Origin of the sequence: Arthrobacter sp. zg-Y1219 (assembly GCF_030125545.1) — a bacterium.
Classification (GTDB): domain Bacteria; phylum Actinomycetota; class Actinomycetes; order Actinomycetales; family Micrococcaceae; genus Arthrobacter_B.
In genome coordinates, this window is record NZ_JASKLY010000007.1 from 14,885 (window position 1) to 37,126 (window position 22,242).

At 67.7% G+C, this 22,242-nt stretch carries 19 protein-coding genes; 7 read left to right on the plus strand and 12 right to left on the minus strand.

The features are described 5' to 3' along the window. Positions 1-106 precede the first annotated feature (106 nt). Positions 107-1,525 carry an amino acid permease gene (locus QNO00_RS03760; RefSeq protein WP_442860479.1) on the plus strand — a complete coding sequence of 473 codons (1,419 nt, stop codon included), beginning with the start codon at positions 107-109 and terminating at the stop codon, positions 1,523-1,525. Between the two features lie 423 nt (positions 1,526-1,948). On the opposite strand, the gene QNO00_RS03765 is transcribed toward QNO00_RS03760, so the two are convergent. Next, positions 1,949-2,080 carry a hypothetical protein gene (locus QNO00_RS03765; protein ID WP_269439146.1) on the minus strand — a complete coding sequence of 44 codons (132 nt, stop codon included), beginning with the start codon at positions 2,078-2,080 and terminating at the stop codon, positions 1,949-1,951. Positions 2,081-2,624: 544 nt separating this feature from the next. On the opposite strand from QNO00_RS03765, the gene QNO00_RS03770 reads away from it, so the two are divergent. The 5 genes from QNO00_RS03770 to QNO00_RS03790 all read left to right on the plus strand — a co-directional run bounded on the left by QNO00_RS03770 (position 2,625) and on the right by QNO00_RS03790 (position 7,111). After that, a complete protein-coding gene (locus QNO00_RS03770; protein WP_284023678.1) occupies positions 2,625-3,770 on the plus strand; it encodes a thiamine pyrophosphate-dependent enzyme in 1,146 nt (381 codons plus the stop codon). 73 nt (positions 3,771-3,843) lie between these two features. Further along, positions 3,844-4,809 carry an alpha-ketoacid dehydrogenase subunit beta gene (locus tag QNO00_RS03775; protein WP_284023734.1) on the plus strand — a complete coding sequence of 322 codons (966 nt, stop codon included), beginning with the start codon at positions 3,844-3,846 and terminating at the stop codon, positions 4,807-4,809. Continuing rightward, a complete protein-coding gene (locus tag QNO00_RS03780) occupies positions 4,802-5,131 on the plus strand; it encodes a biotin/lipoyl-containing protein (RefSeq protein ID WP_284023679.1) in 330 nt (109 codons plus the stop codon). Before QNO00_RS03775 ends, QNO00_RS03780 begins: the two co-directional genes overlap by 8 nt. Positions 5,132-5,134: 3 nt before the next feature. Continuing rightward, on the plus strand, positions 5,135-5,929 hold the full coding sequence (locus QNO00_RS03785) for an alpha/beta fold hydrolase (RefSeq protein WP_284023680.1): 795 nt from the start codon (positions 5,135-5,137) through the stop codon (positions 5,927-5,929). Between the two features lie 234 nt (positions 5,930-6,163). Then, the gene (locus tag QNO00_RS03790; RefSeq protein ID WP_229965249.1) at positions 6,164-7,111 is read left to right on the plus strand and encodes a serine/threonine-protein kinase; all 948 of its coding nucleotides are present in this window, start codon (positions 6,164-6,166) and stop codon (positions 7,109-7,111) included. Positions 7,112-7,210: 99 nt separating this feature from the next. On the opposite strand, the gene QNO00_RS03795 is transcribed toward QNO00_RS03790, so the two are convergent. The 11 genes from QNO00_RS03795 to QNO00_RS03845 form a co-directional block, all read right to left on the minus strand. Next, positions 7,211-7,384, minus strand: coding sequence for a hypothetical protein (locus QNO00_RS03795; RefSeq protein WP_229965248.1), 174 nt, complete (start codon positions 7,382-7,384; stop codon positions 7,211-7,213). A gap of 122 nt (positions 7,385-7,506) precedes the next feature. Further along, complete coding sequence (locus QNO00_RS03800) at positions 7,507-9,129, minus strand: thiamine pyrophosphate-dependent enzyme (RefSeq protein ID WP_284023681.1); 1,623 nt, start codon at positions 9,127-9,129, stop codon at positions 7,507-7,509. Then, positions 9,126-10,025 carry an ABC transporter ATP-binding protein gene (locus tag QNO00_RS03805; protein WP_229965246.1) on the minus strand — a complete coding sequence of 300 codons (900 nt, stop codon included), beginning with the start codon at positions 10,023-10,025 and terminating at the stop codon, positions 9,126-9,128. Before QNO00_RS03805 ends, QNO00_RS03800 begins: the two co-directional genes overlap by 4 nt. After that, on the minus strand, positions 10,015-10,788 hold the full coding sequence (locus QNO00_RS03810; protein ID WP_229965245.1) for an ABC transporter permease: 774 nt from the start codon (positions 10,786-10,788) through the stop codon (positions 10,015-10,017). The genes QNO00_RS03805 and QNO00_RS03810 overlap by 11 nt, the downstream gene beginning before the upstream one ends. Then, complete coding sequence (locus QNO00_RS03815) at positions 10,785-11,573, minus strand: ABC transporter permease (RefSeq protein ID WP_284023682.1); 789 nt, start codon at positions 11,571-11,573, stop codon at positions 10,785-10,787. Before QNO00_RS03815 ends, QNO00_RS03810 begins: the two co-directional genes overlap by 4 nt. Before the next feature lie 23 nt (positions 11,574-11,596). Continuing rightward, positions 11,597-12,595, minus strand: coding sequence for an ABC transporter substrate-binding protein (locus QNO00_RS03820; protein ID WP_284023683.1), 999 nt, complete (start codon positions 12,593-12,595; stop codon positions 11,597-11,599). Positions 12,596-12,761: 166 nt separating this feature from the next. Further along, positions 12,762-14,198 carry an MFS transporter gene (locus tag QNO00_RS03825; protein WP_284023684.1) on the minus strand — a complete coding sequence of 479 codons (1,437 nt, stop codon included), beginning with the start codon at positions 14,196-14,198 and terminating at the stop codon, positions 12,762-12,764. A 153-nt stretch (positions 14,199-14,351) separates the two neighbouring features. Continuing rightward, positions 14,352-15,389, minus strand: a complete 1,038-nt coding sequence (locus tag QNO00_RS03830) for a M14 family zinc carboxypeptidase (protein ID WP_284023685.1) — start codon at positions 15,387-15,389, stop codon at positions 14,352-14,354. Between the two features lie 130 nt (positions 15,390-15,519). Continuing rightward, positions 15,520-18,699: an AAA family ATPase gene (locus QNO00_RS03835; RefSeq protein ID WP_284023686.1), complete on the minus strand. Its 3,180-nt coding sequence runs from the start codon at positions 18,697-18,699 to the stop codon at positions 15,520-15,522. Next, positions 18,696-19,859 (minus strand): exonuclease SbcCD subunit D, encoded by a 1,164-nt coding sequence (locus QNO00_RS03840; protein ID WP_229965239.1) that lies wholly within the window; start codon positions 19,857-19,859, stop codon positions 18,696-18,698. Before QNO00_RS03840 ends, QNO00_RS03835 begins: the two co-directional genes overlap by 4 nt. A 114-nt stretch (positions 19,860-19,973) precedes the next feature. After that, positions 19,974-20,933: an aquaporin gene (locus QNO00_RS03845; RefSeq protein ID WP_284023687.1), complete on the minus strand. Its 960-nt coding sequence runs from the start codon at positions 20,931-20,933 to the stop codon at positions 19,974-19,976. A 270-nt stretch (positions 20,934-21,203) separates the two neighbouring features. Between QNO00_RS03845 and QNO00_RS03850 the strand changes: the two genes are divergently transcribed. Then, entirely contained in the window at positions 21,204-22,223 is a 1,020-nt protein-coding gene (locus QNO00_RS03850) for an ADP-ribosylglycohydrolase family protein (protein ID WP_284023688.1), read from the plus strand. Positions 22,224-22,242: the final 19 nt, after the last annotated feature.

Sequence of the window (22,242 nt, forward strand, 5' to 3'; positions counted from 1 at the left end):
AAGCATTCTGGCACAAACACGGTGCATTCCTTGTAGCCGGTGCCCGAGGCATAAGATGGTTAGGCCGCTTCATGGCAATCCCCCAACCTCAAAGGCGCCTCCTTTCATGACCACCCGAACGTCCGCAACCGGTCCTTCCGGATCAGGCACCCCGATTCCGGCGGAGCCGCCCACCGTGCGGAAGATGCGCCCCCGCCATCTGGTGTTCATGAGCCTGGGAAGCGCCATCGGCACCGGACTGTTTGTCGGCTCCGGAGCCGGCATCCAGGCTGCCGGGCCGGCGGTCCTGCTGTCCTTCCTCATCGCGGGCACCATGGTCATCCTCGTCATGCGGATGATGGGCGAGATGGCCGCCGCGGATCCCAGCAGCGGCGCCTTCTCCGTCTATGCGGAAAAGGCACTGGGCAGGCCTGTCGGCACCACCATCGGCTGGCTGTGGTGGCTGCAGCTGGTGATCGTCATCGCGGCGGAGGCCACTGCTGCGGCGGCCATCGTGGCCTCCATGTGGCCCGGCTCCCAGCAGTGGGTGCTGGCACTGGTCTTCATCAGCCTCTTCACCGCCATCAATCTGGGGGGTGCGGCGAGCTTCGGCGAATTCGAGTACTGGTTTGCGCTCCTGAAAGTGCTCGCCATCGTTGCCTTCCTCGGAGTCGGCATCGCCTTCATCGCCGGCTGGCTGCCCGGTGTTCCCGCCCCGGGCCTGAGCAACCTCACCGGCAACGGCGGCTTCATGCCCCACGGCTGGAGCGGAGTGGGTGCCGGGCTGCTGCTGGTGGTCTTCGCCTTCGGCGGCACCGAGATTGTCGCCGTCGCCGCCGCAGACACCGAGAACCCGGCCACCAACATTGCAAAGGCCATCAACTCGGTGGTGTGGCGCATCCTGATCCTGTTCATCGGTTCGGTGCTCGTGATTGTCACCATCCTGCCGTGGGACAGCGATTCCCTCAGCACCGGCCCCTTTGTCGCCGCCCTTGCCGCGGCCCGGGTGCCGGGCGCCGACGTCGTCATGGCTGTGGTCATTGTGGTGGCCCTGCTGTCCGCGCTGAACGCGAATCTCTACGGCGCGTCCCGGATGGTGTTCTCCCTGGCCGAGAGGGGCCGCGCCCCCAAGGCCCTGGGCCGCAAGAGCGCCAACGGGGTTCCGCGGGCAGCCGTCGGCGCCTCGGTGGCGTTCGGTTTCCTGGCCGTGGTGCTGAACTACCTCTACCCGGAGACGGTCCTGATGATCCTGCTGAACCTCGTGGGTTCAACCTGCCTGGTCGTCTGGGGTGTATCGATCGTTTCGCAGATCATCCTGCGCCGCCGGGCTGAGGCGGCGGGCATGGAGCTCAGCTTCAAGATGTGGGCCTTCCCCTGGCTCTCCTACTTTGCCCTGGCCCTGCTGGCCGGCATCGTGCTGCTCGGCTTCCTGGACTCCGCCGTCCGCATCCAGCTCGTGGCGACACTGGCCCTGACCTGCGCCCTGGGCACCGCCGCCTGGCTGCTGGACCGCAAAACGACGCAGTCCGGCAGCCAACTCCGGTAGCCGCCCGGCGGGTGGTGGCCTGCTCCACGGAATGCGGCGGGGTTTCTTGGGGAAATTACCGGGCAATTCGACCCCGCCGCGTTGTTTATACCTGAGTACATAACGACGCATTTCCACCCCGGGCATAAAAAGAAAGACCGTGTTCGGAAATGTCGCGACTATTCCCGACATAAAAGTCCCCAAGCCGCCACAGGCGGCGTGACGCCGCCTGGGCCGCTCGTGTCCGGCATGATCCCCACCCGGTGCTCTACCCGGTGGCGCGCAGCTCCACCCGGTGGCGCGCAGCTCCACCCGGTGGCGCGCAGCCCTCAACCGCCGAGGTGAAGTGAGGCGGGCCGCAGGGTGCTGCCCGGTGCTGGGCGATGCTGGGCGGGCGAACACACCGCCCAGCCCGGGCGAGGTCAGTGCCGGCAAACGCCCCTGCTACTGCCCCTTGCGCTTCTTGGGAATCAGCTCTGAATCGCTGGAGTTTTTTGCTCGTTTTTCGGCCCGCTTGTCCTTGATCGACTTGCCCGGCTTCTTCTCGTTTGAACCCTGTGGGGATTTACCTGACAATTTAGGCTCCTCATAAAGAAAATACGGATAGCTCAGACCATACGCGGTAAATAAATAAAAGCCAGTCTTCGCGCAAAACTGTGCAAGACCACGCTGGACGCCCGGCCGACGATCGGGGCGCCTGCGGTGCCGAGTGTGCACCTATGGCGGCTTGGATCGGGCTGACTGCATTGAGGGTGCAGCTATGGCGGGTTCCGCGGCGTCGAGCCCGCCACACCTGCGCTCTCGATGAGGCACGGGAGCAGGTATCCCGGCAAAGCTGCACTCTCGGTGAACCGATCCCGCCACACCTGCGCTCTCGATGAGGCACGGGAGCAGGTATCCCGGCAAAGCTGCACTCTCGGTGAACCGATCCCGCCGAAGCAGGCCCGGCCCCGCACTGCGAGCCGGCCCCGGAGCCACCGCTCCGAAACAACCGGTGCGCACTTTGTACACTGCACACTTTGTACAGGGCATCGTCCTGCCGATGAGCAGGATCAGGCAGGCTGTACATCCCGCGGCGAACGGATTGCACTGCAGAACCGCGCCGGTTAGGTTTCGACATATGGTCCCAGTCACAACACAGGTTCCGGAACTTTCCGGTGACGAACTGCGCCGGCTCTATCGGCTGCTCACCGCGGTGCGGCAGCTCGACCTGGCCGCCGTCGCCTGGCAGCGCCAAGGCATCATTCCCGGTTACGCGCCGGAGCTCGGGCAGGAGGCAGCCCAGGTGGGCAGCGCCTTCGCCATGGACACCAGCCGCGACTTCATCTTCCCCACCTACCGGGAAATGGGCACCGCGCTGACCCTGGGCGTGGACATGGTGCAGTACATGGCCACGCACCAGGCGTCCTGGCACGGCGGGCTGTACGATCCGGTGACCACCCGGCTGGCGCCCATCCAAGCAGTGGTGGGCGGGTCGGTGCTGCACGCCGTGGGCTGGGCTCACGGCCAGCGGCTGGCCGCGCAGGCAGACGCCACGCAGGCAGACGCCACGCAGGCAGACGCCACGGCAGAGACCGCCCCTCCCGACGGCGCCCCCGCAGCCGCCACCCCGTCCGACGGCGAGCCTGACGCCGCCCCGGCAGCCGGCCTCCCGGCGGCGCTGACCTACTTCGGCGACGGAGCCAGCTCGCAGGGCGACGTCCACGAAGCCATGAACTTTGCCGCGGTACTCAAGGCCCCCGTGGTCTTCTTCGTGCAGAACAACGGCTGGGCCATCTCGCTGCCCACCGAGGCTCAGGTGGCCGGCGGCCGTGTGGCGGCCCGCGCCGCGGGCTACGGCATGAAGTCCCTGACGGTGGACGGCAACGACGTCACCGCCGTCGTCCGCGCCACCCGTGAAGCGTTGGCCCACGCCAGGGCCGGCCACGGACCGGTGCTGATTGAAGCCATGACCTACCGGCGCGGCCCGCACTCCACCAGCGACGATCCCGGCCGCTACCGCACGCTGGACGAGGAACGGCGCGACGCCGGCGCCGATCCCGTCGCACTGCTGGCGGAGCAGCTCCTGGCGTCCGGCCACGCCGACTCCGACTTCCTGGACGCCGCGCAGGCCGACGCGCTGGCCGCCGCCGACACCGTCCGCGACGGAGTCCAGGCCCTGAGGCCGCGGCCCGGCTCGGAGATGTTCGAGTTTGTCTTCGCCGAATCCACGCAGCAGCTGACAGATCAGGCCAGTGCCTGGCGGAAGGAATCCGAACATGACTGACCAGATGACCGGCAGCTCGGACCTGGCCGCAGATTCCGGAACCGCCGGCTCCGGCCCGGCAGTAACGCTGTCCATGCAGGCTGCCCTGAACCGCGCCCTGACCGAGATCATGGAGCAGAACCCGAGGGCGCTGATCCTGGGCGAGGACGTCGGCCGACTCGGCGGCGTCTTCCGCATCACCGACGGCCTGCAGCAGCGCTTCGGCGCCGACCGGGTCCTGGACACGCCGCTGGCTGAGTCGGGCATCCTCGGCATGTCGGTGGGACTGGCGATGGCCGGGTTCCATCCCATTCCCGAGGTGCAGTTCGACGGCTTTGCCTACCCCGCGGTGAACCAGATCGTGACCCAGCTGGCGCGAATGAACTACCGCAGCCGCGGAACCCTGCCCATGCCGGTCACGCTCCGGGTGCCCAGCTTCGGCGGGATCCGCGCCCCCGAGCACCACGGCGAATCCCTCGAGGCGCTGTTTGCCCACGTTCCGGGCCTGAAAGTGGTTTCGCCGTCGAACCCGCACGAGGCCTACCACCTGCTCAAGTACGCCGCCGCTCGCCCCGATCCGGTAATTTTCATGGAGCCCAAGTCCCGCTACTGGCAGAAGGGCGAAGTTCTCCCGGCCGACGGCGGCTCTCCCCTAGGCTCCAAGGTGGTCCGTTCCGGCAAGCACGTCACGCTCATCGCCTGGGGGGCCATGGTGGCCCGCTGCCTGCAGGTGGCCGAGCTCGCGGCCGAGGACGGCATCGAGGTGGAAGTCCTGGACCTGCGCTGGCTCAAGCCGATCGACGCCGCCGGGCTGGCGGCGTCGGTGGCGCGGACGCGGCGCGCCGTCGTCGTGCACGAAGCGCCGCTGACCTCGGGACTCGGGGCGGAGGTCGCCGCGCTGGTGACCGAGCGCTGCTTCGGCACCCTGCGGGCGCCGGTTGAGCGGGTCACCGGATTCGACGTACCGTATCCCTCAGGTGACCTGGAAGATGAGTACATCCCGAACATTGACCGCATCCTGTTCGGGATCCAGCGAGTATTGGAGTATCGACGTGGCTGAAATCCCCTTTCCCCTGCCGGACCTCGGCGAAGGCCTGATTGAGGCCACCGTGCTGGAATGGCTGGTGGCCGAGGGCGATCAGGTGGAACGGAACCAGCCGCTCGTGGAGGTGGAAACCTCCAAGTCAGCGGTCGAGCTGCCGTCACCGCAGGCGGGCCGGGTAGCCCGCACCTACGGATCGCCGGGCGAGAAGATCAACGTCGGTGAACCGCTGATCATCTTCGAGGTGCCGGACAACACCGCGGGCATCGTGGGAACCGTACCGCAGGAGGCACCGGCGCGCCGCCGCGTCCGCCTGACCGCGGCACTGGACGAGGACTAAGCCATGGAACTGAGGACACACACCGTCGAGGGCACCGATCCGCAGCTTTTCGCCGAAATCATAACGCCCGACGACGGCGCCGCCTCCCGGCCGATCCTCCTGCTGCACGGCTTCGCCTCCTCGTCGCAGCTGAACTGGCACGATTCCGGCTGGATCGGCGCCCTGACCGCCGCGGGGCGGACGGTGCTCACCGTGGACCTGCCGGGGCACGGCCGAAGCGCCGCGCCCGCGGATCTGGACGCCTACCGTCCCAGCCGGATCCGCGCGGACCTGCTGCAGCTGCTGATGGACGCCGGAGTGCGTCCGCTGGCCGCCGACGATCCGACAACCGGCGTTGACATCATCGGATATTCGCTGGGGTCCCGGCTGGCCTGGGAGTTCGGCGCCACCCAGCCGGAACTGGTGCACCGCATGGTCCTCGGCGGACCCGGCAGCGGCGATCCGCTGGCGGACTTCGACCTCTCCGCAGCCCGGGAGAACCTGGCGGGAGGCGGAGCGGTGGCCGATGAAACCACTGCCGAACTGCTGCGCATGGCCACCCTCGTTCCCGGCAACGACGTGCCTGCCCTGCTGAACATGGTCGAGGCCGCCAAGGAAGAGCCGTTTGTCCCCGCGGAGGCCGTCCCCGCCATGCCGCTGCTGCTGGTGGCCGGGGACCGGGACATTCTCGCAGCGGGCGCCCCGGAGCTGGCGGCTCTGTCCGGACAGGCCGAGCTGCTGTGGCTGCCGGGACGGACCCACGCCAACGCCGTGACGTCCCGGGCCTTCAAGCAGGCGGCCATCAACTTCCTGGCCTAGCCGCGTCCAGGGACCGCCCCAGCCTCCTCCAGTGAGAAGACACATAATTACGGCTTGATAAAGCCGCGCCCGCCTCCCGGGATCCGCCGCTGGCGCAGGATAGGGTGGAATGGTGAGTGGGGCAGGACCGAATTAATCAGGCGGCTGATCAATTCCCCCTCCGGTGGTGAGCAACAGACCCGGACCCTCCTGCCCATTTCTTCTTTCTTCGACACACCCTCTAGGAGGACACCCGTGGATGTACTCCTTGGGAAGCGCTACCGGACCACCGAGCTCATCGGTTCGGGCGGCGCTGCCTCCGTTTACCGGGCGGCCGATGAGCACCTGGGGCGGGAAGTGGCGGTCAAGCTATTCCATCCCAGCGTTAACGACGACGACGAGAACCGCCGCCAGCAGACCGAAATCCTCCTGCTGGCCACTCTGAACCACCCCGGCCTGGTCACCCTGCTGGACGCCGGCACCCTGGAGGACGACGACGGACGCCTCTCCACCTTCCTGGTCATGGAGCTCGTGGACGGCCCGGACCTGCGCCGCACGCTGAAATCCGGACCGCTGGGCCCCATCGCCACAGCTTCCCTGGGCGCCGATTTGGCCGACGCCCTGAACTATGTGCACTCCAACGCCGTGATTCACCGGGACGTCAAGCCCGCAAACATCCTCCTGTATCCGCAGGCCGAGAACGATACGCGCCTCTATCCCAAGCTCACCGACTTCGGCATCGCACGGATGACTGAGGCAACGATGGCCACGGCGCACGGCGCCACCATCGGCACCGCCAATTACCTCAGCCCGGAACAGGCTTTGGCCGGAGCGGTGGATCCGCGGACCGACATCTACTCCCTCGGGCTGGTGCTGCTCGAATGCCTCACCGGCGAAAAGGCGTTCCCCGGCCCGATCGTGGAGTCCGCCGTCGCACGCCTGGTCCGTGACCCGGAGGTGCCCGCGGAGCTCGGCTCCGACTGGGTTGAACTGCTGCGCGCCATGACCGCCCGAACCGTCGACGCCCGGCCGGACGCCCATGACGCCGCCGCGGCGCTGCGGGGCTTCGGCATGGAAGCCGAAGCCCCGCACAGCCCGGACTCTCCGGCGGATTCCGGGCCCGACGACGCCGTAACCGGCGGTGTCACCACCGGCAACATCTACATTCCGCTGCCGCCGGCCCACGCTCCCAGCCTGGGCTAGACCCGCTCCCGCAGGGAACGGCCGGCAGGGCAGCACACGGACAAAACGAAGCCCGGACCGGGTGCTCCCGGTCCGGGCTTCTGCGTAGCGTTCTGCGGGCTACTTGGATCCGCCCTCGGCGGATTCCTGGTCTTCCTCGGGCTCAAAGTTCGACGCTTCATCGGTGGACGCCGCGGCCACGCCATCCTTGGTGTCAGGAATGGTCCCCTCGGGTCCCGTTGTCTTCTCGCCGTCCTTGGAGTGATCCTCGTTGGCGTTCTTTTCGCTGCCCATGGTGGGTCTCCTCATCCGCTGCGTCTCCGCCGAAAATCCGGCGCTTCCTTCGATACTAAGCCACCTGAGGGCTCACCCGACAGCGGGACCGGCACCCGGCACGCCGCGGCCGAGCGTGGACGTCACGGGGCGAAGACCACTTCGGCAGCGACTGACACCTCCAGCAGCAGCGGCGCTCCATTCGTGGTGGCGGGGCCGGCCAGGACCGCGAGCTCGGCTTCCAGCGCGGAGAACTCCGTGACTCGGCGGGCCGGAACTCCCAGGCCTTCGGCCAGGGTGGCAACGGAGATCTGCGGAAACGCCGGCCACGGCGCCTTGCCTCCGCGCTTGTCGGCCAGCCTGTCCATTACCGCGTAGCTGCCGTTGGCCAGGACGATGAAGACCACCGGGACTCCCCGTTCCGCGGCCGTCCAAAGTGATTGGATGGCGTAGAGCGAGGACCCGTCGCCGACCACCGCAACCACCGTCCTCCCTGGCAGGCCCATCTTGAGTCCGATGGCGGCCGGCAGTGCGAACCCCAACCCGCCCATCGCCGCCGAGACGAACCCCAAGGGGGCCTGCGCCGGCACCATCGCCTGCAGCGCCGGGCGGGACGACGGCGCCTCCTCGACGAGGACGGCGTCCCGGGGCAGGTACCGTGCCAGCAGCTCGAAAACGTGCGCCGCCCGCAGTGCCTCCCCCTCCGCCGGCGGGTCCAAACGAAACGCCGCAGCCGGGGCTGCCGCGGCTGCCGCGGCTGCGGGCCGCGCCGGGGGCATCTGCTCCGCAAGCAGACGGGAAATGCCGGCCACCAGCACCGCGGGATCGCCGACAAGCGCGAGGTCTGCGGGTGAACGGTTGGCCTCTGCGGCGTCGGCGGTCAGCACCACTATGCGGGTTTGCTCCGGCACGAGCGGTCCCTCGGCATAGGGGTATTGCCGGATGGCTGCGGTGCCGGCGACGAGCAGCACGTCATGGCCCGACAGCGCGGCACGCACCCGGGGACGGTCTGCCGGAAGCTGCCCCTGATACAGCGGATGTGTCTGAGGAAAGCCTGCCCGGGCCCCGAAGGGCTCGATCCAGACCGGGGCCTGAAGAGTTTCAGCCAGCTCCGTCAGGGCTGCCCAGCCGGCTTCGGTGTCGTTTCCCGCGCCGGCCAGGATCGCCGGATTGTGAGCGGCTGCGAGCATGGCGGCGACCTCCGCGGCGGCCGCAGGCAGTCCGGGCGGAGCAAGGACGACGCGCCCGGCTGCCGCCGCAGCATGCGGCTCCATCGGTTCATCCCAGTCCCCCATCGGCACAATGACCAGGACGGGACCGGACCCCTGCTCGGCCCGCAGCGCAGCCCGCGATACCGCCGACGGGACATCTGCGGCCCGGACCGGGGACAAAATTTCCAGCGGATAGTTTCCTGCCAGCCCGTCCAGCTGACCGGTAAGGAACGGCTCCAGGGCCAGATGCCGGCGGTCCTGTTGGCCCACCATGACCACCAGCGGCGCCCGGTTTACCCGCGCCGTGGCGATGGCGCCGACCGCGTTGCCCAGCCCCGCGGTAGTATGCAGCAGCGCGAAAGCGCAGCGTCCCGTCGCCAGGGCGTAGCCGGTTGCCATTCCCACCACCGATCCTTCATGCAGGGCAAGAATGAAGTCGAAGTCATCCGGCAGGTCGACCAGGAACGGCACTTCGGTGGAACCCGGATTCGAGAACAATGTGGTGAGGCCCCGAAGCCGCATCACGTCAAGGGTTTCCTCCCTGACGGTCTTCATTGGCGGACCGCGCTTTCGCCGCCCGTGCCAGAGCCGGGCAGCACGGGTCGGCCGCCGCCCCCGCCGTCGGCTTTGCCTGCCCGGGAGCCGCCCGCGTTGTGCTTGGCTAGCTGGATCTGCTCGTAAACGTGGTTGCGCAGTTCGACGAACCGCGGCAGCGAGCGGGTGGTGAGCTGGTCCCGCTCAGCAGGCAGGTCGATGAGGATATCCTCCTGCACCACGGTGGGCGAACTGGAGAGGACGACCACCCGTTCACCCAAGTACACGGACTCGTCGATGTCGTGGGTGACGAACAGGATGGTTACCCCCAGCTTTGCCCAGATACTCCGAACCAGGTCCTCCAGATCGGCACGGGTCTGCGCATCGACGGCGGCAAAGGGCTCATCCATCAGCAGGACCTTGGGCTGATACGCGACCGCCCGGGCAATGGCCACCCGCTGCTGCATACCGCCGGAGAGCTGCCACGGGTAGCTGGTGGGCACGTGGTCCAGCCCGACCGCCTGCAGGGCGTCATCGACCAGCCGTGTGCGCTCGGCCTTGGGCATCCCGGCGGTCTTGAGCGGCAGCTCTACGTTGGCCCGCACCGTCATCCAGGGAAAGAGGCTGCGTCCGTACTCCTGAAAGACGACGGCCATGTCCTTGGGCGGATCGGTGATCTTTCTGCCTTCCAGGACCACCTCCCCCGAGGTAGCTGCCATGAGGCCGGCGATGATCTTCAGCAGCGTGGTCTTGCCGCTGCCCGACGGGCCGACAAGACAGACCAGCTCCCCGGGGCGGAGATCGAAGGTAAGGTTCCGCACCGCTTCCACCTCACCGGCGTCGACCTTGTAGATCTTCTGAATGCCGCGGACTTCCAGCAGCGGCTTTCCAGCCGCCTCCGGGGAGTTATTCTGCATGTTCTACCTCTCTTAACCCGTGGTACCAGCCAAGAACGCGGCGTTCGGTCCACTGGAACAAAAATGACATGACGACGCCGATCAGTCCCAGGACCACGATGCCGCTCCACATCTCGGGGATGGCGAAGGAGCGCTGGAACTGGACGATCGTGAAGCCCAGGCCCTCCGAGGACGCGAACATTTCGGAGATGACCATGAGGATCAGGCCGATCGACAGGCACTGCCGGATGCCCGCCATGATCTGCGGACTGGCGCTGGGCAGGACCAGATAGCGCAGCCGGTGGAAGCCGGTGATGCGGAAGGTCTTGGCGCTGTCGCTGAGCGTGCCGTCCACGGCACGGACGCCCTCGATGGTGTTCAGCAGCACCGGCCAGATGCAGCCCGAGACGATCACCGCAACCTTCATCTGGTCGTTGATGCCGATCAGCAGCATCAGCACCGGAATGAGCACCGGCGGCGGGATGGCACGGAAGAACTCCAGCATCGGTTCCAGCAGGCTGCGCAGCCAGCGGATCGTGCCGACGAGCACGCCCAGCACCGTGCCCAGCACAATTGCCAGCAGGATGCCGATGATCAGGCGGGTGACACTGGGCAGCACATCCTGCACAAAGCGCTCCCCCACCCAGACCGTGACCAGTTTGTCTGCGAGGATCCCTGGCTTGGGCACGAAGAAGTTCGTGCCGCCCAAGGTGGAAGCCCACCAGAGCAGGATCAGCAGCACCGGCAGGCCCACGAGGTAGCCGAACTTTCGGAGCAGTTTCATACCACCACATCCCCGCGTACCGAACTGTGCCAGCGCAGGGTGCGCCGCTCAACGAAGCGCATGCCCATATTGATCACGATGCCCAGCACTCCGGTGGTCAGCACCAGCGCATACATTTGGGCCACCGCCCCTCCGGACTGCGCCAGCGCGATCTCGTTGCCCAGGCCGGGCGAGCCGATGATCAGCCCGGCGGTAATGGCTAGGATCAGCGCAACAGCTGCAGCCAGCCGGATTCCCGTCATCAGATACGGCAGCGTGGTGGGCCACACGACGTACCGGATTCGGTCCAGCCGGCCCAGCCCAAAGCTGCGGGCGGTGTTGCTGGCCACCGGGTCAACGTCGGCCACCCCGTAGAGCACCTGGATCAGGACCTGCCAGAACGAGGCGTAAACCACCAGCAGCAGGGTCGATTCCAGCTTGAAGCCGAACAGCAGCACGGCCAGGGGAATCAGTGCCACTGACGGAATAGGCCGCAGGAATTCAATGGTCGAGTTGGTGGCGCGGCGCAGGAAGGTGCTGGAGCCGATGATCAGGCCCAGGATCACTGCGGCGGTCGCTGCGATCAGCAGGCCCAGCGCCCAGCCGGTCATCGTCTGGCCGACCGCGGTCCAAAAAGCGCCCAGCGCCAGGTTGGAGAAGAAGATGCCGAGGACGTCGCTTGCCGGCGGCAGGTAGGCGGGATTAACCAGCCCGGTCCGGGGAATAAGTTCCCAGGTCAGGAGGAAACCCGCGATTCCGGCCATGCCCAGGAGGGGCCCGGCCGGAAGACGCAGCGGGGTTTTCATGAGTCGCGTCGTTCCGGTCAGCGCTACTGCTGCGCGGGCAGCATGAGGTCCAGATCCGGTGCCTCTGTCAGGGTGCCGTACCGGGTTGCGGCATCACCAAGCACGGCGGTTGCGTCCCGGTCAAACTCTACGCGGAAGGTCGGCAGGATCATTTTGGCGCGCATCGCCTCGTCGATCTTGGTGTAGGTGCCCACCACGTCGCGGACCGCTTCCGGGTTCTCCTGGGCATACACCAGAGACTTGTTCATGGCCTCGGTGAAGTTCTCCACCAGCTCCGGATTCGCCTCAATGTACTCGGCGGAGGTGAAGTACCCCGAGATGTCCAGGTTCGGGTCGGTCTCGGCAAAGTTGTAGGAGATGACCCGGGCGCCGGACTCCACAGCCTGGGTTAGGAAGGGTTCGACGATCCAGGCGGCATCCACCTGGCCCGATTCAAGGGCGGCCGGAGCGTCCGGGAAGGGGATCTCCACAAACCTGATGGCGGACTCGTCGCCCCCGTCGTCCTCGACGACCTTGCGGATGGTGGTGTCGCCAATGTTCGAGAGGTTGTTGACCGATACCGTCCGGCCGGCCAGGTCGGCGGGGGCCTGGATCTCGGAGTCCGCGGGAACCACGACGGCCCCGAAGTCGGAGGAGGTGTCACCAGTGGTGGAGTTGCCGTTCGCTACATATCGGACGTCCAGGCCCTTGTCATTGGCGACCATGACGGACATGGTGTTGCCGAAGGCGAATTGGAAGTCCCCGCTGACCACGCCGGGCACCGCTGCGGCGCCGCCGGTGGTGGTCTGGATATCGAGGTCAAGGCCCGCGTCCTCGAAGAAGCCCTGTTCCTTTCCCAGCCAGATCGGCGCAGTGTCCACAATCGGGATCACGCCGACGGCGACCTTCGTCAGATCTCCCTCGGCCGCACCGCCGGCGCCGCCTGATTCGGTCGATTCCCCTCCGGAGAGCGAACCTGATCCGCAGGCAGAGAGGGCCAGCGCAGCGACGGCTGCTCCGGCAAGGGAGATGGCACGTTTCATGGATCGACTCCTTTGTCACCGGCATCCGGGGCCACAACAATGGTCCCCGGATACCCGTTCGCATGATGAACATTTGTTCTCTGCGCAAACGTAAGGAGTCGGGCCCTACTCAGTCAAGAATTTTCGTGGAATAGGTCACATCGATAGGAGACCGTGACCTTGACGCTCAGCCTGCCGCGTGGTTAGCGGCACCCCGGCGGGACGCGATTGCCCACCGGACGCACAGGCTCAGGATAAGCAGTACGACCGCTGCTCCCACCGGCACCAGGAACGCCGCCTGATGGCCGTCGCTGTCGGCCAGCCGTCCGGCCAGGGAAGCGCCGATGGCGGTTCCGGTGACCACGCCGCTGGCGAGCATCGTCATGACCGTGCCCATCAGGTGCCGAGGGGCGACGACCGCGCCGATACCGAAGATGCTCACCATGGTGGGACCCACGGGGATGCCCAGGACGAAAAGCGCCACCAGCATGGTGGGGATATCCGCGGGGAAGAGCAGGAGGACCGAGAAAGCGGCCATGGCCGCCGCGGAGACCATCCAACGCGCGGCCGCCGTAAAGCGCTCCGGCCAGAAGGCCACGGACAGTGCCGCCGCGGCCGAACTGATGCCCATGACCGCGTACAGCAGGCCTGCGGCGGAGGCAATGTCAAAGAGACCGCCAAAGGCGGTGAGGCTCGTCTGCGTTCCGCCAAAGAAGGTTCCCATCGCCACCATGCCCAGGACGGGAAGGGCGATGAGCAGCCAGTCCGCGCGCGGATGCACCACATCGGCTTCGACCGGATTGCCTGCCTTCTCTGCGTCAGCATCACGTGCAGCCTTAGCTGCGCGTGCCGCCCGCGCGGGGACAACGGAACGGACCGTCGGGTGCACGGCAAAGGCGCTGACCATGGTCAGCGTCAAAACCGCGGCTATGGCCAGCGGCAGCCAGGGCGCGACGGCGGCTGCCAGCAGACCGACGAGCGCTGGGCCGAGCACGAAGCTGAGCTCATCCGCGGTGCTCTCGAAGGACATCGCGGTGTCCAGGTCACGTGCGCCCGCGGTGTCGGCACCGCGCCTGCGCTCGGTCATGGCCATCCAGCGCACACGGGCCAGCGGACCGACCTGGGGGCAGGTGGCGCCCATCAGGAAGGCAGCGGCCAGTGCCGCGAACGGAGTCGCTGCATCGGGCAGCTGGAAGGCCATGTACAACGTCAGCGCGATGGCCAGCGGGTTGACGACGGCGGTGGTCAGCAGGACCGGCCGCTGACCGACGCGGTCCGCCACATATCCGAGGACGGGAGCGCCCAGTGCCGAGCCGATTCCGACGGCGCCGGCGGCCAGGCCGCCGGTCGCATAGGATCCGGTAACGCTGGTGACCAGGGTGAGGGCGCCGACGGTCAGCATGGCCAGCGGCAGCCGGGCCAGGAAGGCGACCGGCACGAATCCCCGGCCCGCCAGCGCGAAGATCCGCGCGTACCGGCCGGCGGTTGCTTCTGCGGGAGTGCGCTCAGCTTCGGCCGGCGACGCTTCGGCGGGCACCGGCTCGCGGGAAGCCTGCTCGTTCGGAGGAGGGGTACCCGGAGTGCTGCTCCGGGGCGCAGTGGGGGCAGACGGAAGATTGTTCATGCGGTTCCAGACACGTTTCAACGCGCATCGTCCCCCCTCCCGATGCGCCCAACCCGGCTACCCCGCTATTCTATCCGATTCCGTGCCCCCGCCGCCGTGATGTTCCTTGCACTGTCCGCCGGCCGGTGTTGTCCACCGGCGGACAGTCCGGGGTTATTCGCTGTCGCGCGTGGTCTGCTCGGCAAGGGTGTCCCAGAATGAGGTATCCGCGGAACGGATCGAACCGTTTGCGATCGCTCTGGCGGTCGCATCCAGCGTGGTGACCGTTTGCTTGATCAAATATCCGTTGCTCTTCTGGCCGAGGACAGCCGAGGGATTGGTGTTGTCCGACATGCCGCGCATCTCAAAGAGCAGCGTGGAGATTCCGTACTCAACCGAAATCCCGTTGCGGCTGATTGTTTCAACAGATCCTCCGACGTACCGTCCAAGATGTCCCCATCCGGTCGGGTCCACGGCGCCGAACACCACCGCGCCCAGTTGCTTGGAACCCTCGACCACGGCCGGGTCAGCATTCGGCGTCGTGGGATAGAGAATCGACCCGGACACGAGCCGGCCGTCGCGTTCGCTCTGTGTGCCCTGATGGTGAAGATCGATCATGTAGTCGACGTTGTACGCCTGCAGAACGTTCCGGTGCAGAGCTTGGGTTTCCGGCTGGATCTTTGCCACATGGTCACGGTTCAGGTCCGTGCCGGTGGCATTAGCGCGGGTCAGGGTCCGACCGCCGTCTGCGATGTAACCGTCCAGGGGAAAGTCGACATCACCCATTGCTCCGTCGGGATTGAGCATGGGGACAACCAGGATGTTCACCCCGTTCAACACCCCTTTGGTTTTGCCGGTGCCGAGGTGCTTGACGAACTCCAGCGCACCCTCGGTGGTCAGCTGTTCATTGCCGTGCTGCTGCGTCAGATAAAGGATCGTGGGATTGTCCGGGTTGGTGATGAACTTCGCGAGATACAGGTCCCGGCCCTTTACCGACTGCCCGATCACTTCCAGCTCCATCGCCGGTTGGCGTGCATCCTGTTTATGGAGCTCAGCCACGACCTCGTCGTAGGTGCGCAGAATCGAGGTGTTAATGGTTTCGTTCCCGCCGTAGTTGGGCCCCTCTCCGACTGCATATGCCGGGGCCGCCGCGGTCCCTGCCGCCAACAGCACGGCAAGCGACAGGGCGGTGATGGTTTTGGATGTCCTCATGGTCGGTCTCCTCAAAAAGGGTGTGACTGCTGTGAAGGAAGTGAAACCTGACTACTTGGATCTGTCAATCATCTCTACCGGAGTCTTCCCTTTTGGGTTCTCTTCCCGTATAGGCGGCATGTACCGCCGGTCAGACACCCACCGGGTCACCGGCGGAGAAGCGCACGGAGGACCCGTTCCGGCCCTTCGTGATCTGCAGCTGCGCTCCGATGCGCTGCTTCATTTCAGCCACGTGGCTGACGAGGCCCACCACACGGCCCCCGTCGCGGAGCCCTTCCAGCGCATCCATCACCTGTTCCAGCGACGTTTCATCCAGGCTGCCGAACCCCTCGTCCACAAACAAAGTCTCGATGCTGACGCCGCCGGCCTCCTGCTGGACGACGTCGGCCAGGCCCAACGCCAGGGCCAGGGACGCCATGAAGCCCTCCCCGCCGGAGAGCGTGGAGGTGTCCCGGTGCTGCCCCGTCCAGGCATCGGTGACGTGCAGGCCCAGGCCGGCCTTCCTGTTGCCGGAGGTGGAATCGCTGTGCACCAGGGCATAACGGCCACCGGTCATGGCCGACAGGCGTTCGGTTGCCGCCGCGGCGACCTGTTCCAGGCGCGCGGCCAGGACGTAGGTGCTCAGCGTCATCTTGTAGCCGTTCTCGCCGCCGCCACGCGCGGTGTCGGTCACCGAGCGGAGCAGGTCGTGGCGCTGTTCCAGGGGGCGGATGCGTTCGGCCGCCTCGGCCAGCTCACGCGCGTACTCCTGCAGAGCGGCGGTTGAGGCCTCCAAGAGGCCCAGCCGCACTGAACACTGGGTGAGCCGGGTCCGGGCCGCTGCCGTGAGGTCGGCGGCAAGAACCAGGTCTTCCTCATCCGGCACGGGAAGCGGTTCTCCGCGTCCGTCCAGGGCTGCCGCTGACTCCTCGCTCTCGCGGCGCAATGCCAGCCGCTGCCCCGCCTGGTCGTAGCCGGTCACGGTGAGCTTGAACGCGGCGGCCTCTTCGTCAGCCAGCAGGGCGTCCCGCACTGCCTGGGCGGTTTCGAATTCCGACGCCTTCAGCCGTGCGGAAAGGTCTTCCTGCGCTTCAGCGGCATTTTCCCCGGCCGCTTGCCGGTCCGCCAGCGTCCGTCGTGCGGCTGCCACCAGGCCGCGAAGTCCGGTCAGGCAGTCAACCCGTTCCGCGAGCGAGGCAAAGCCGTCCCGGGCGGCCTCAACGCGTCCGCTGAGTTCAGCGATCTGCCGCTGCGCCGAGATGCGCTGCTCATCCGCCTGCGCCGCCGCGACCTGGGCGGCCGATTCTTCCTCGGCCAGCTGCTCGAGTTTGGCCGACAGTTCTGTGCAGCGCTTCAGCGCGGCGTCCAGTTCCCGGCCGGCGGAGGTTGCCTGGGCCAGGGCATCCTGTGCTGCGGCTTCCAGCGCACGGGCGGTTTCCGGGTCGCCGTCCCCGCCCTGGATCCGCAGCTCGGCCAGCCGGCGGTTGGCGGCATCCGCCTCCGCACGGGCGGCTTCGAACTCCTGCTCGGCGCTTTCGGTGAGCAGCCGGGCGTTGTCCTCGTCCAGCTTTGTCACCGCGCTCTCGCCGTCCGGCAGGACCGCCGGGGCTGGGTGTTCAGCACTGCCGCACACCGGGCAGCCCTGCCCGGATTCCAACCGTCCGGCCAGTTCCGCGGCGGCCTGCTCCAGCCGGCGCTGCAGCTTGTCCTGCCATTCCTGGCGCCGGTCCTGGTACGTTCCGCGCAGTTCGGCAGCGGCCTCGTCGGCGGCTGCTGCCTCCCGGGCGGCCCGGGCATATTCCCCGATGGCCCGTGTCAGGGCGCGTGCCCGGTCCACGTCTTCCGCCGCCGCTTCCCGCCCGGAGGCCCGCTCCCGCAAGGATTCGAGTTCGCGGGTCAGTTCACCCTCTTCAGTACGAAGCGCGGCTGCCGCGGCGCCCGCCGCGGCAGCCGCCGCGCGCCGGGTCCCGGCCCGCCCGGCGGCTTCAGCGAGCTCGGTTTCGAGCACGCTGATGCGCTGTTCCTCGGCCAGTGCGGCTTCCGCCGTTCCCAGCTCCGTGGTCAGCCGGGCATCCGCCGCTGCCAGTTCGGCTGCAAGCTCCGCAGCCTCCTCCGGAATCTCCTCCGCTGCATCTTCCGGGGAATCCCCGGCCAGGCCGTACGCCGCGGCGCGCGGATGGGCGGACAGCTCCGCCAGGGCGTGCGCTGCCGCGTCCTCCCGGAGCTGGAGCCGGGCTGCGGCGGTGTCAACGGCCCGGACGTAACCGCCCAGTGCTTCGGCCTGCCCGTGCCGGGCCAGGGCGGCGCGCAGCGGTTCCACCTCGGCCAGCTGCCGGGCGTGCGCCTGTTCATCGCGCTCCAGCTGCTGGCGGGCGAGGCCGCGGGAGCGGCGGTGCTCGATGTCCAGCTGGGCGGCTTCAGCTTCCCGCAGGGCAGCGGAGAGTGCGGCGGAGGTTTCCCGCGCCGCGGCAGTCCGGGCCGCCAGCGTGCGGCGGAACTTCTCCACCGCGGCGGTGTCGGTGCTGCCGCCCCCAGCTCCCGGGCCCGCTTCATCAGCAGCGGCTGCCGCGTCTGCCGCGGCGTCAGCACCGGCGTCTGCGTCGGCATTGCCGTCGCCGTCGGCGTCACCCTCAGCTTCCGGGTCGGTGTCCGCGGCCCAGCGCTGCATTTCGTCACGGGCACGGCGCAGGACATGCTCAGCATCGGCCCGGGCGGCCTGCAGGTCGCGGGAGGCCGCCGCGAGGTCCTCCTTGAGCTGGTCTTCAATCTCTTCGAACCGGGTGGTGCCAAAGAGCTTCTGCAGCAGATCCGCCCGTGTTTTGGCGTCAGCGCGCAGGAACGCCGCGAAGTCGCCCTGCGGCAGCATGACCACCCGGGTGAACTGTTCCTTGTCCATGCCCATGAGGGCCTGGATCTCGGCACCGGCCTCATCGTTGCGGGCGGACTTTGTCACCCATTCCCCGTTGACGAACTCGCGGAGAGTCGTGTGCGCCTGCTCGGTCACGGTTTTTCCGGTGCCGCGCTTGGCGGGACGGTCCCAGGCCGGGTTCCGGACCACCTCAAAGCGGCGGTCGCCGGAACTGAATTCGCACACGACTTCCGGCGCGGTGTCCGGCGCCGCGTGGTCGCTGCGCAGCCGTTTGGCGGTCTGCCGGGCGCCGGGGACCCCGCCGTAGAGGGCATAGCAGATGGCGTCGAGGATGCTGGTCTTGCCGGCGCCGGTGGGGCCGTTCAGCAGGAACAGCCCATGGGCCCCGAGTTCGTCGAAGTCGATGACCTGGCGGTCGGCGAAGGGGCCGAACGCCTGGATTTCCAGCCGGTGAATCCTCATTTCGCCGCCTCCGCAGACTGGACCTTGGTGAGGACGTCCGCAAACAGCTGCTTTTCCTGCTCATCGGCCTGCCGGGAGCGGACATGGTCCAGGAAGCCGCAGCAGATCTCCAGGTCGTCTGTGGCCTTGGCCAGCCGCTGGCTGTAGGTCTGGCCCGCGGCACGCGGCCCCGAGGCTGGTTCGAAGGCCAGGACCAGGGTGTCCGGAAACCTGCTGCGCACTGATTCCATGGCCTTGGCCGGGCGTTCGTCATCCGTCAGGGTCACCTGGCAGTAAGCGGTTTCGGCATCCGTCAGCTCAGGGTCTGCCAGCAGCTCGGCCAGGGTGCCCCGAAGGACGGCGAGCCGGCGCGGCGCCGGCCACAGGACCGGTTCCACGGACACCAGGCCGGCGGCGTCGAATTCCACCAGGAGCCCGCCCTTCTGCTGGCGTGCCTCGGAGAAGGAATAGGGCAGCGGAGAACCGCTGTACCGAACGGAGGGACTCAGTTCCTGCCGTCCGTGCAGGTGGCCCAGGGCGGTGTAGGTGAAGCCGTCAAAGAGGTCCAGCGGAACAGCTCCGACTCCCCCGACGGTGAGGTCCCGCTCACTGTCCGACGTGATGCCGCCGCTGGCGAAGACATGGGCCATGGCCACCGGCAGGACCGGCTGGCCGGCGTCGGCCCGGCGCTGCACATCCGCAGCGATGCGGCGGACGGCTTCGGCCACGACGGTGGTGTGGTGCGGCGTGTCAACGCCGAGCTCCGGGGCGGCCAGCCGCGGTTCCAGATAGGGGATGCCGTAGACGGCGACGGGCGTGCCGCCGGTGTCGAGCAGGACCGGCTCCGGAATCTCGCTGATCCGGGTGCGCAGGTACACGCCGCCGCGCTCAAAGATGCGGCTGCCGAAGCCCAGCCGGGCGGCGGAATCGTGGTTGCCGCTGGACAGGATGACCTTCGCCCCGGCGGCCGTGATCCGGTCCAGTGCCGAATCGAGCAGACGGACGACGTCGACCCCCGGCAGGGCACGGTCATAGACGTCACCGGCGATCAGCACCGCGTCAACCGCCTGCTCGCGGACGGTGTCCACGAGCCGGTCGATGAACTGCTGCTGGGCGCCGAGCATTCCCACGCCGTGGAAAGAGCGGCCCAAATGCCAATCGGAGGTGTGCAGTAATCGCATACTCCTAAAACTACCTCCCGGCACCGACACTCCCCGGACACCGGGGACATGACAACGCCCACCCCCTCCGGCAAGTGGTGCGCCGGAGGGCGTGGGCGTGGTCGGGCGTGTGAGCTAGGAGGACTTGTTGGCGCGCTTGCCGCCGTCGTCGTCGCCGTTGAAGAAGCCGCGGGCCTCATCCCCGTTGATCCGGGCGGAGGTGCCCTGACGCGAGGCGTCGGGGGCTGCAGCCGGTGAAGCGGCGGCCGGAGCAGCCGCCGAGTCGGCGTCGTAATCGGCATCGAAGTCGTCGTCGGCCGCATCGGCGACCGTGAGGTCGATGCTGCGGTAGATCAGGCCGGCGATCAGCGCGCCAAGGATCGGAGCGACCCAGAAGAGCCAGAGATGGCCCAGCGCATCACTGTCGGCGAAGAGGGCAACCGCAGTGGAGCGTGCCGGGTTGAGCGAGCCGCCGGTGATCGGTGCCAGGAACGTCAGCAGGACCACGTAGGTCACGCCCACGGCAAACGCCGCGGTGGCCGCAGGCTTGCGCCCGGCCGTGGCTCCCAGGAACACAGCGGTGAGCAGTGCGGCACCGATGACCTCGGTCAGCAGGGCGCTGGCCAGCGGGAAGCCGGCACCGTACTCAACGCCATACCCGTTGGACAGGGCGGAGAAGACAGTGCGTGTTTCATTGAGTTCGGGAACGCCCTGGATGACAACCCAGAGGATCAGCACAGCCAATGCTGCGCCGATGAGCTGCGCGATGACGTAGACCGGCAGTGCTTTCAACGAGGTGCGGCCGGCCGCGGCGCTGGCAACGCTGATGGCCGGATTGAAGTGTCCGCCGGAGACGTAGCCGAAGGCCACCATGGCCGCAGCCGCGGCCAGGCCGACGCCCAGGGGCGAAGAGACGCTGCCCGTGGCGCTAAAGAAGGCAAGGCCAACGCCGACAAAGACCAGAAGGAACGAGCCCACGGCCTCTGCTGCGCTGCGCCCAACCAGCCCGTAGGTGTGCAGGCGCTTGCGGGGTGCTGTTCCGGTGGCAGGGTGCGCAGCACGTGCGCCGCCTGTGGAGATGGGCTCGGCATTCATTCGCAAAAAGTGTCCTCTTCCTAGGGGGTGTGGCACGGCGGAATCCATCAGGGAAACCGCCGCAGGCCCGGAGCGGTAAACACGCGTCGGGCAAACTCACCCAGCTTGCCATTGCCAGCTGGGAGGATACTGAAGGCTCGCGCATGCCGGGACGCTCGATATGCTGGAACGGTGAGCCTAAACCCCAAAGAACCGCCCGCCGCTGATCCTTTTCCGACGGAACCGGGTGCGTCCTCCTTCCATCTTCCCCTCGATGGACAGGGAGGAAAAGTGTTTGGCTGCCTGCTTGGCGGCGCACTGGGCGATGCGCTCGGCCACGCCGCCGGATCTTCCGGTTCCGCGGAGGTCCGCCACGCCTTTGGACCGGACGGAACCGGGACCCTGTCCGGCGTCGCCGGGCCCGTTCCGTTCTCCGCTGCCACACAGATGACGCTGTACACGCTCGACGGGCTGCTGGAAGCCCTGGAATGGGCCAACGCGGGGGTGGGTGCCGACGAAACCGCCTGCCTCTGGCTGGCGTACCTGCGCTGGCTGAAGACCCAGGGGGTCTCCCCGGACCCCGGCGCCCCGAATCCTCCGCTGCGGTGGATCGATGCGCAGCCGGTTCTGCACCAGCGCCGCGCTCCCGGAAACACAAGCCTCTCCGGGCTTTCCGGGCCGGACATGGGAACCAAGTTCCGGCCGGTCAATCCGGATTCCAAGGAAAGCGGGACCGTCACCCGGTCCGCACCGTTTGGCCTGCTTCCCTATGTGGAACCGGGCATGGTGTACCGCCTGAGTGAGGACGCAGCGTCGCTGACACACGGACATCCGTCCGCGCGGCACAGCGCCGCGGTGTTCAGCGCGCTGATCCACGATCTGCTGTCCCCTGCAGCGTCGCTGCAGCAGGCCGCGGAGGCGGCGGTGCTCCGCGCAGCCGAAAGCGGCGTGCCCGAACTGTCCGCCCGGATGGCCGCTGCCATTGAGCTGGCGCGTTCCGGGCCGGTTTCCCCGGAGGAACTAACTGCGGCCCTGGGCGAGGGCCGGGTGGCAGAAGAAGCCCTGGCCCGCGGACTGTACGCCGCGCTGGCCACCTCCGGAGCCGGCTCGCCGCAGGAGCACTTCCGTGCCGCGGTGGCCTTGGCCGTCCACCACGACGGCGCCGCCGGCTCCACGGGCTCCGTCACCGGAAACATTCTGGGCACGCTCTACGGCGCAGCAGCCCTGCCCGGCGACTGGCTGGCCGTGCTGGAGGGCCGGGACCTCATCGAAGAGCTGGCCCGGCAGTTCGTCGCCGCCACGGGCGCGTAGCCGCAGCGCCGGCGTTACC

Bases quoted from the DNA above. Each gene is read 5' to 3' on its own strand.
- QNO00_RS03775 (WP_284023734.1), top strand. From the start codon at position 3,844: ATGCAGGCTGCCCTGAACCGCGCCCTGACCGAGATCATGGAGCAGAAC.
- QNO00_RS03800 (WP_284023681.1), bottom strand. From the start codon at position 9,129: ATGAAGACCGTCAGGGAGGAAACCCTTGACGTGATGCGGCTTCGGGGC.
- QNO00_RS03820 (WP_284023683.1), bottom strand. From the start codon at position 12,595: ATGAAACGTGCCATCTCCCTTGCCGGAGCAGCCGTCGCTGCGCTGGCC.
- QNO00_RS03845 (WP_284023687.1), bottom strand. From the start codon at position 20,933: ATGAATGCCGAGCCCATCTCCACAGGCGGCGCACGTGCTGCGCACCCT.
- QNO00_RS03815 (WP_284023682.1), bottom strand. From the start codon at position 11,573: ATGAAAACCCCGCTGCGTCTTCCGGCCGGGCCCCTCCTGGGCATGGCC.
- QNO00_RS03785 (WP_284023680.1), top strand. From the start codon at position 5,135: ATGGAACTGAGGACACACACCGTCGAGGGCACCGATCCGCAGCTTTTC.
- QNO00_RS03810 (WP_229965245.1), bottom strand. From the start codon at position 10,788: ATGAAACTGCTCCGAAAGTTCGGCTACCTCGTGGGCCTGCCGGTGCTG.
- QNO00_RS03770 (WP_284023678.1), top strand. From the start codon at position 2,625: ATGGTCCCAGTCACAACACAGGTTCCGGAACTTTCCGGTGACGAACTG.
- QNO00_RS03805 (WP_229965246.1), bottom strand. From the start codon at position 10,025: ATGCAGAATAACTCCCCGGAGGCGGCTGGAAAGCCGCTGCTGGAAGTC.
- QNO00_RS03825 (WP_284023684.1), bottom strand. From the start codon at position 14,198: ATGAACAATCTTCCGTCTGCCCCCACTGCGCCCCGGAGCAGCACTCCG.
- QNO00_RS03760 (WP_442860479.1), top strand. From the start codon at position 107: ATGACCACCCGAACGTCCGCAACCGGTCCTTCCGGATCAGGCACCCCG.
- QNO00_RS03795 (WP_229965248.1), bottom strand. From the start codon at position 7,384: ATGGGCAGCGAAAAGAACGCCAACGAGGATCACTCCAAGGACGGCGAG.
- QNO00_RS03835 (WP_284023686.1), bottom strand. From the start codon at position 18,699: ATGAGGATTCACCGGCTGGAAATCCAGGCGTTCGGCCCCTTCGCCGAC.
- QNO00_RS03830 (WP_284023685.1), bottom strand. From the start codon at position 15,389: ATGAGGACATCCAAAACCATCACCGCCCTGTCGCTTGCCGTGCTGTTG.
- QNO00_RS03840 (WP_229965239.1), bottom strand. From the start codon at position 19,859: ATGCGATTACTGCACACCTCCGATTGGCATTTGGGCCGCTCTTTCCAC.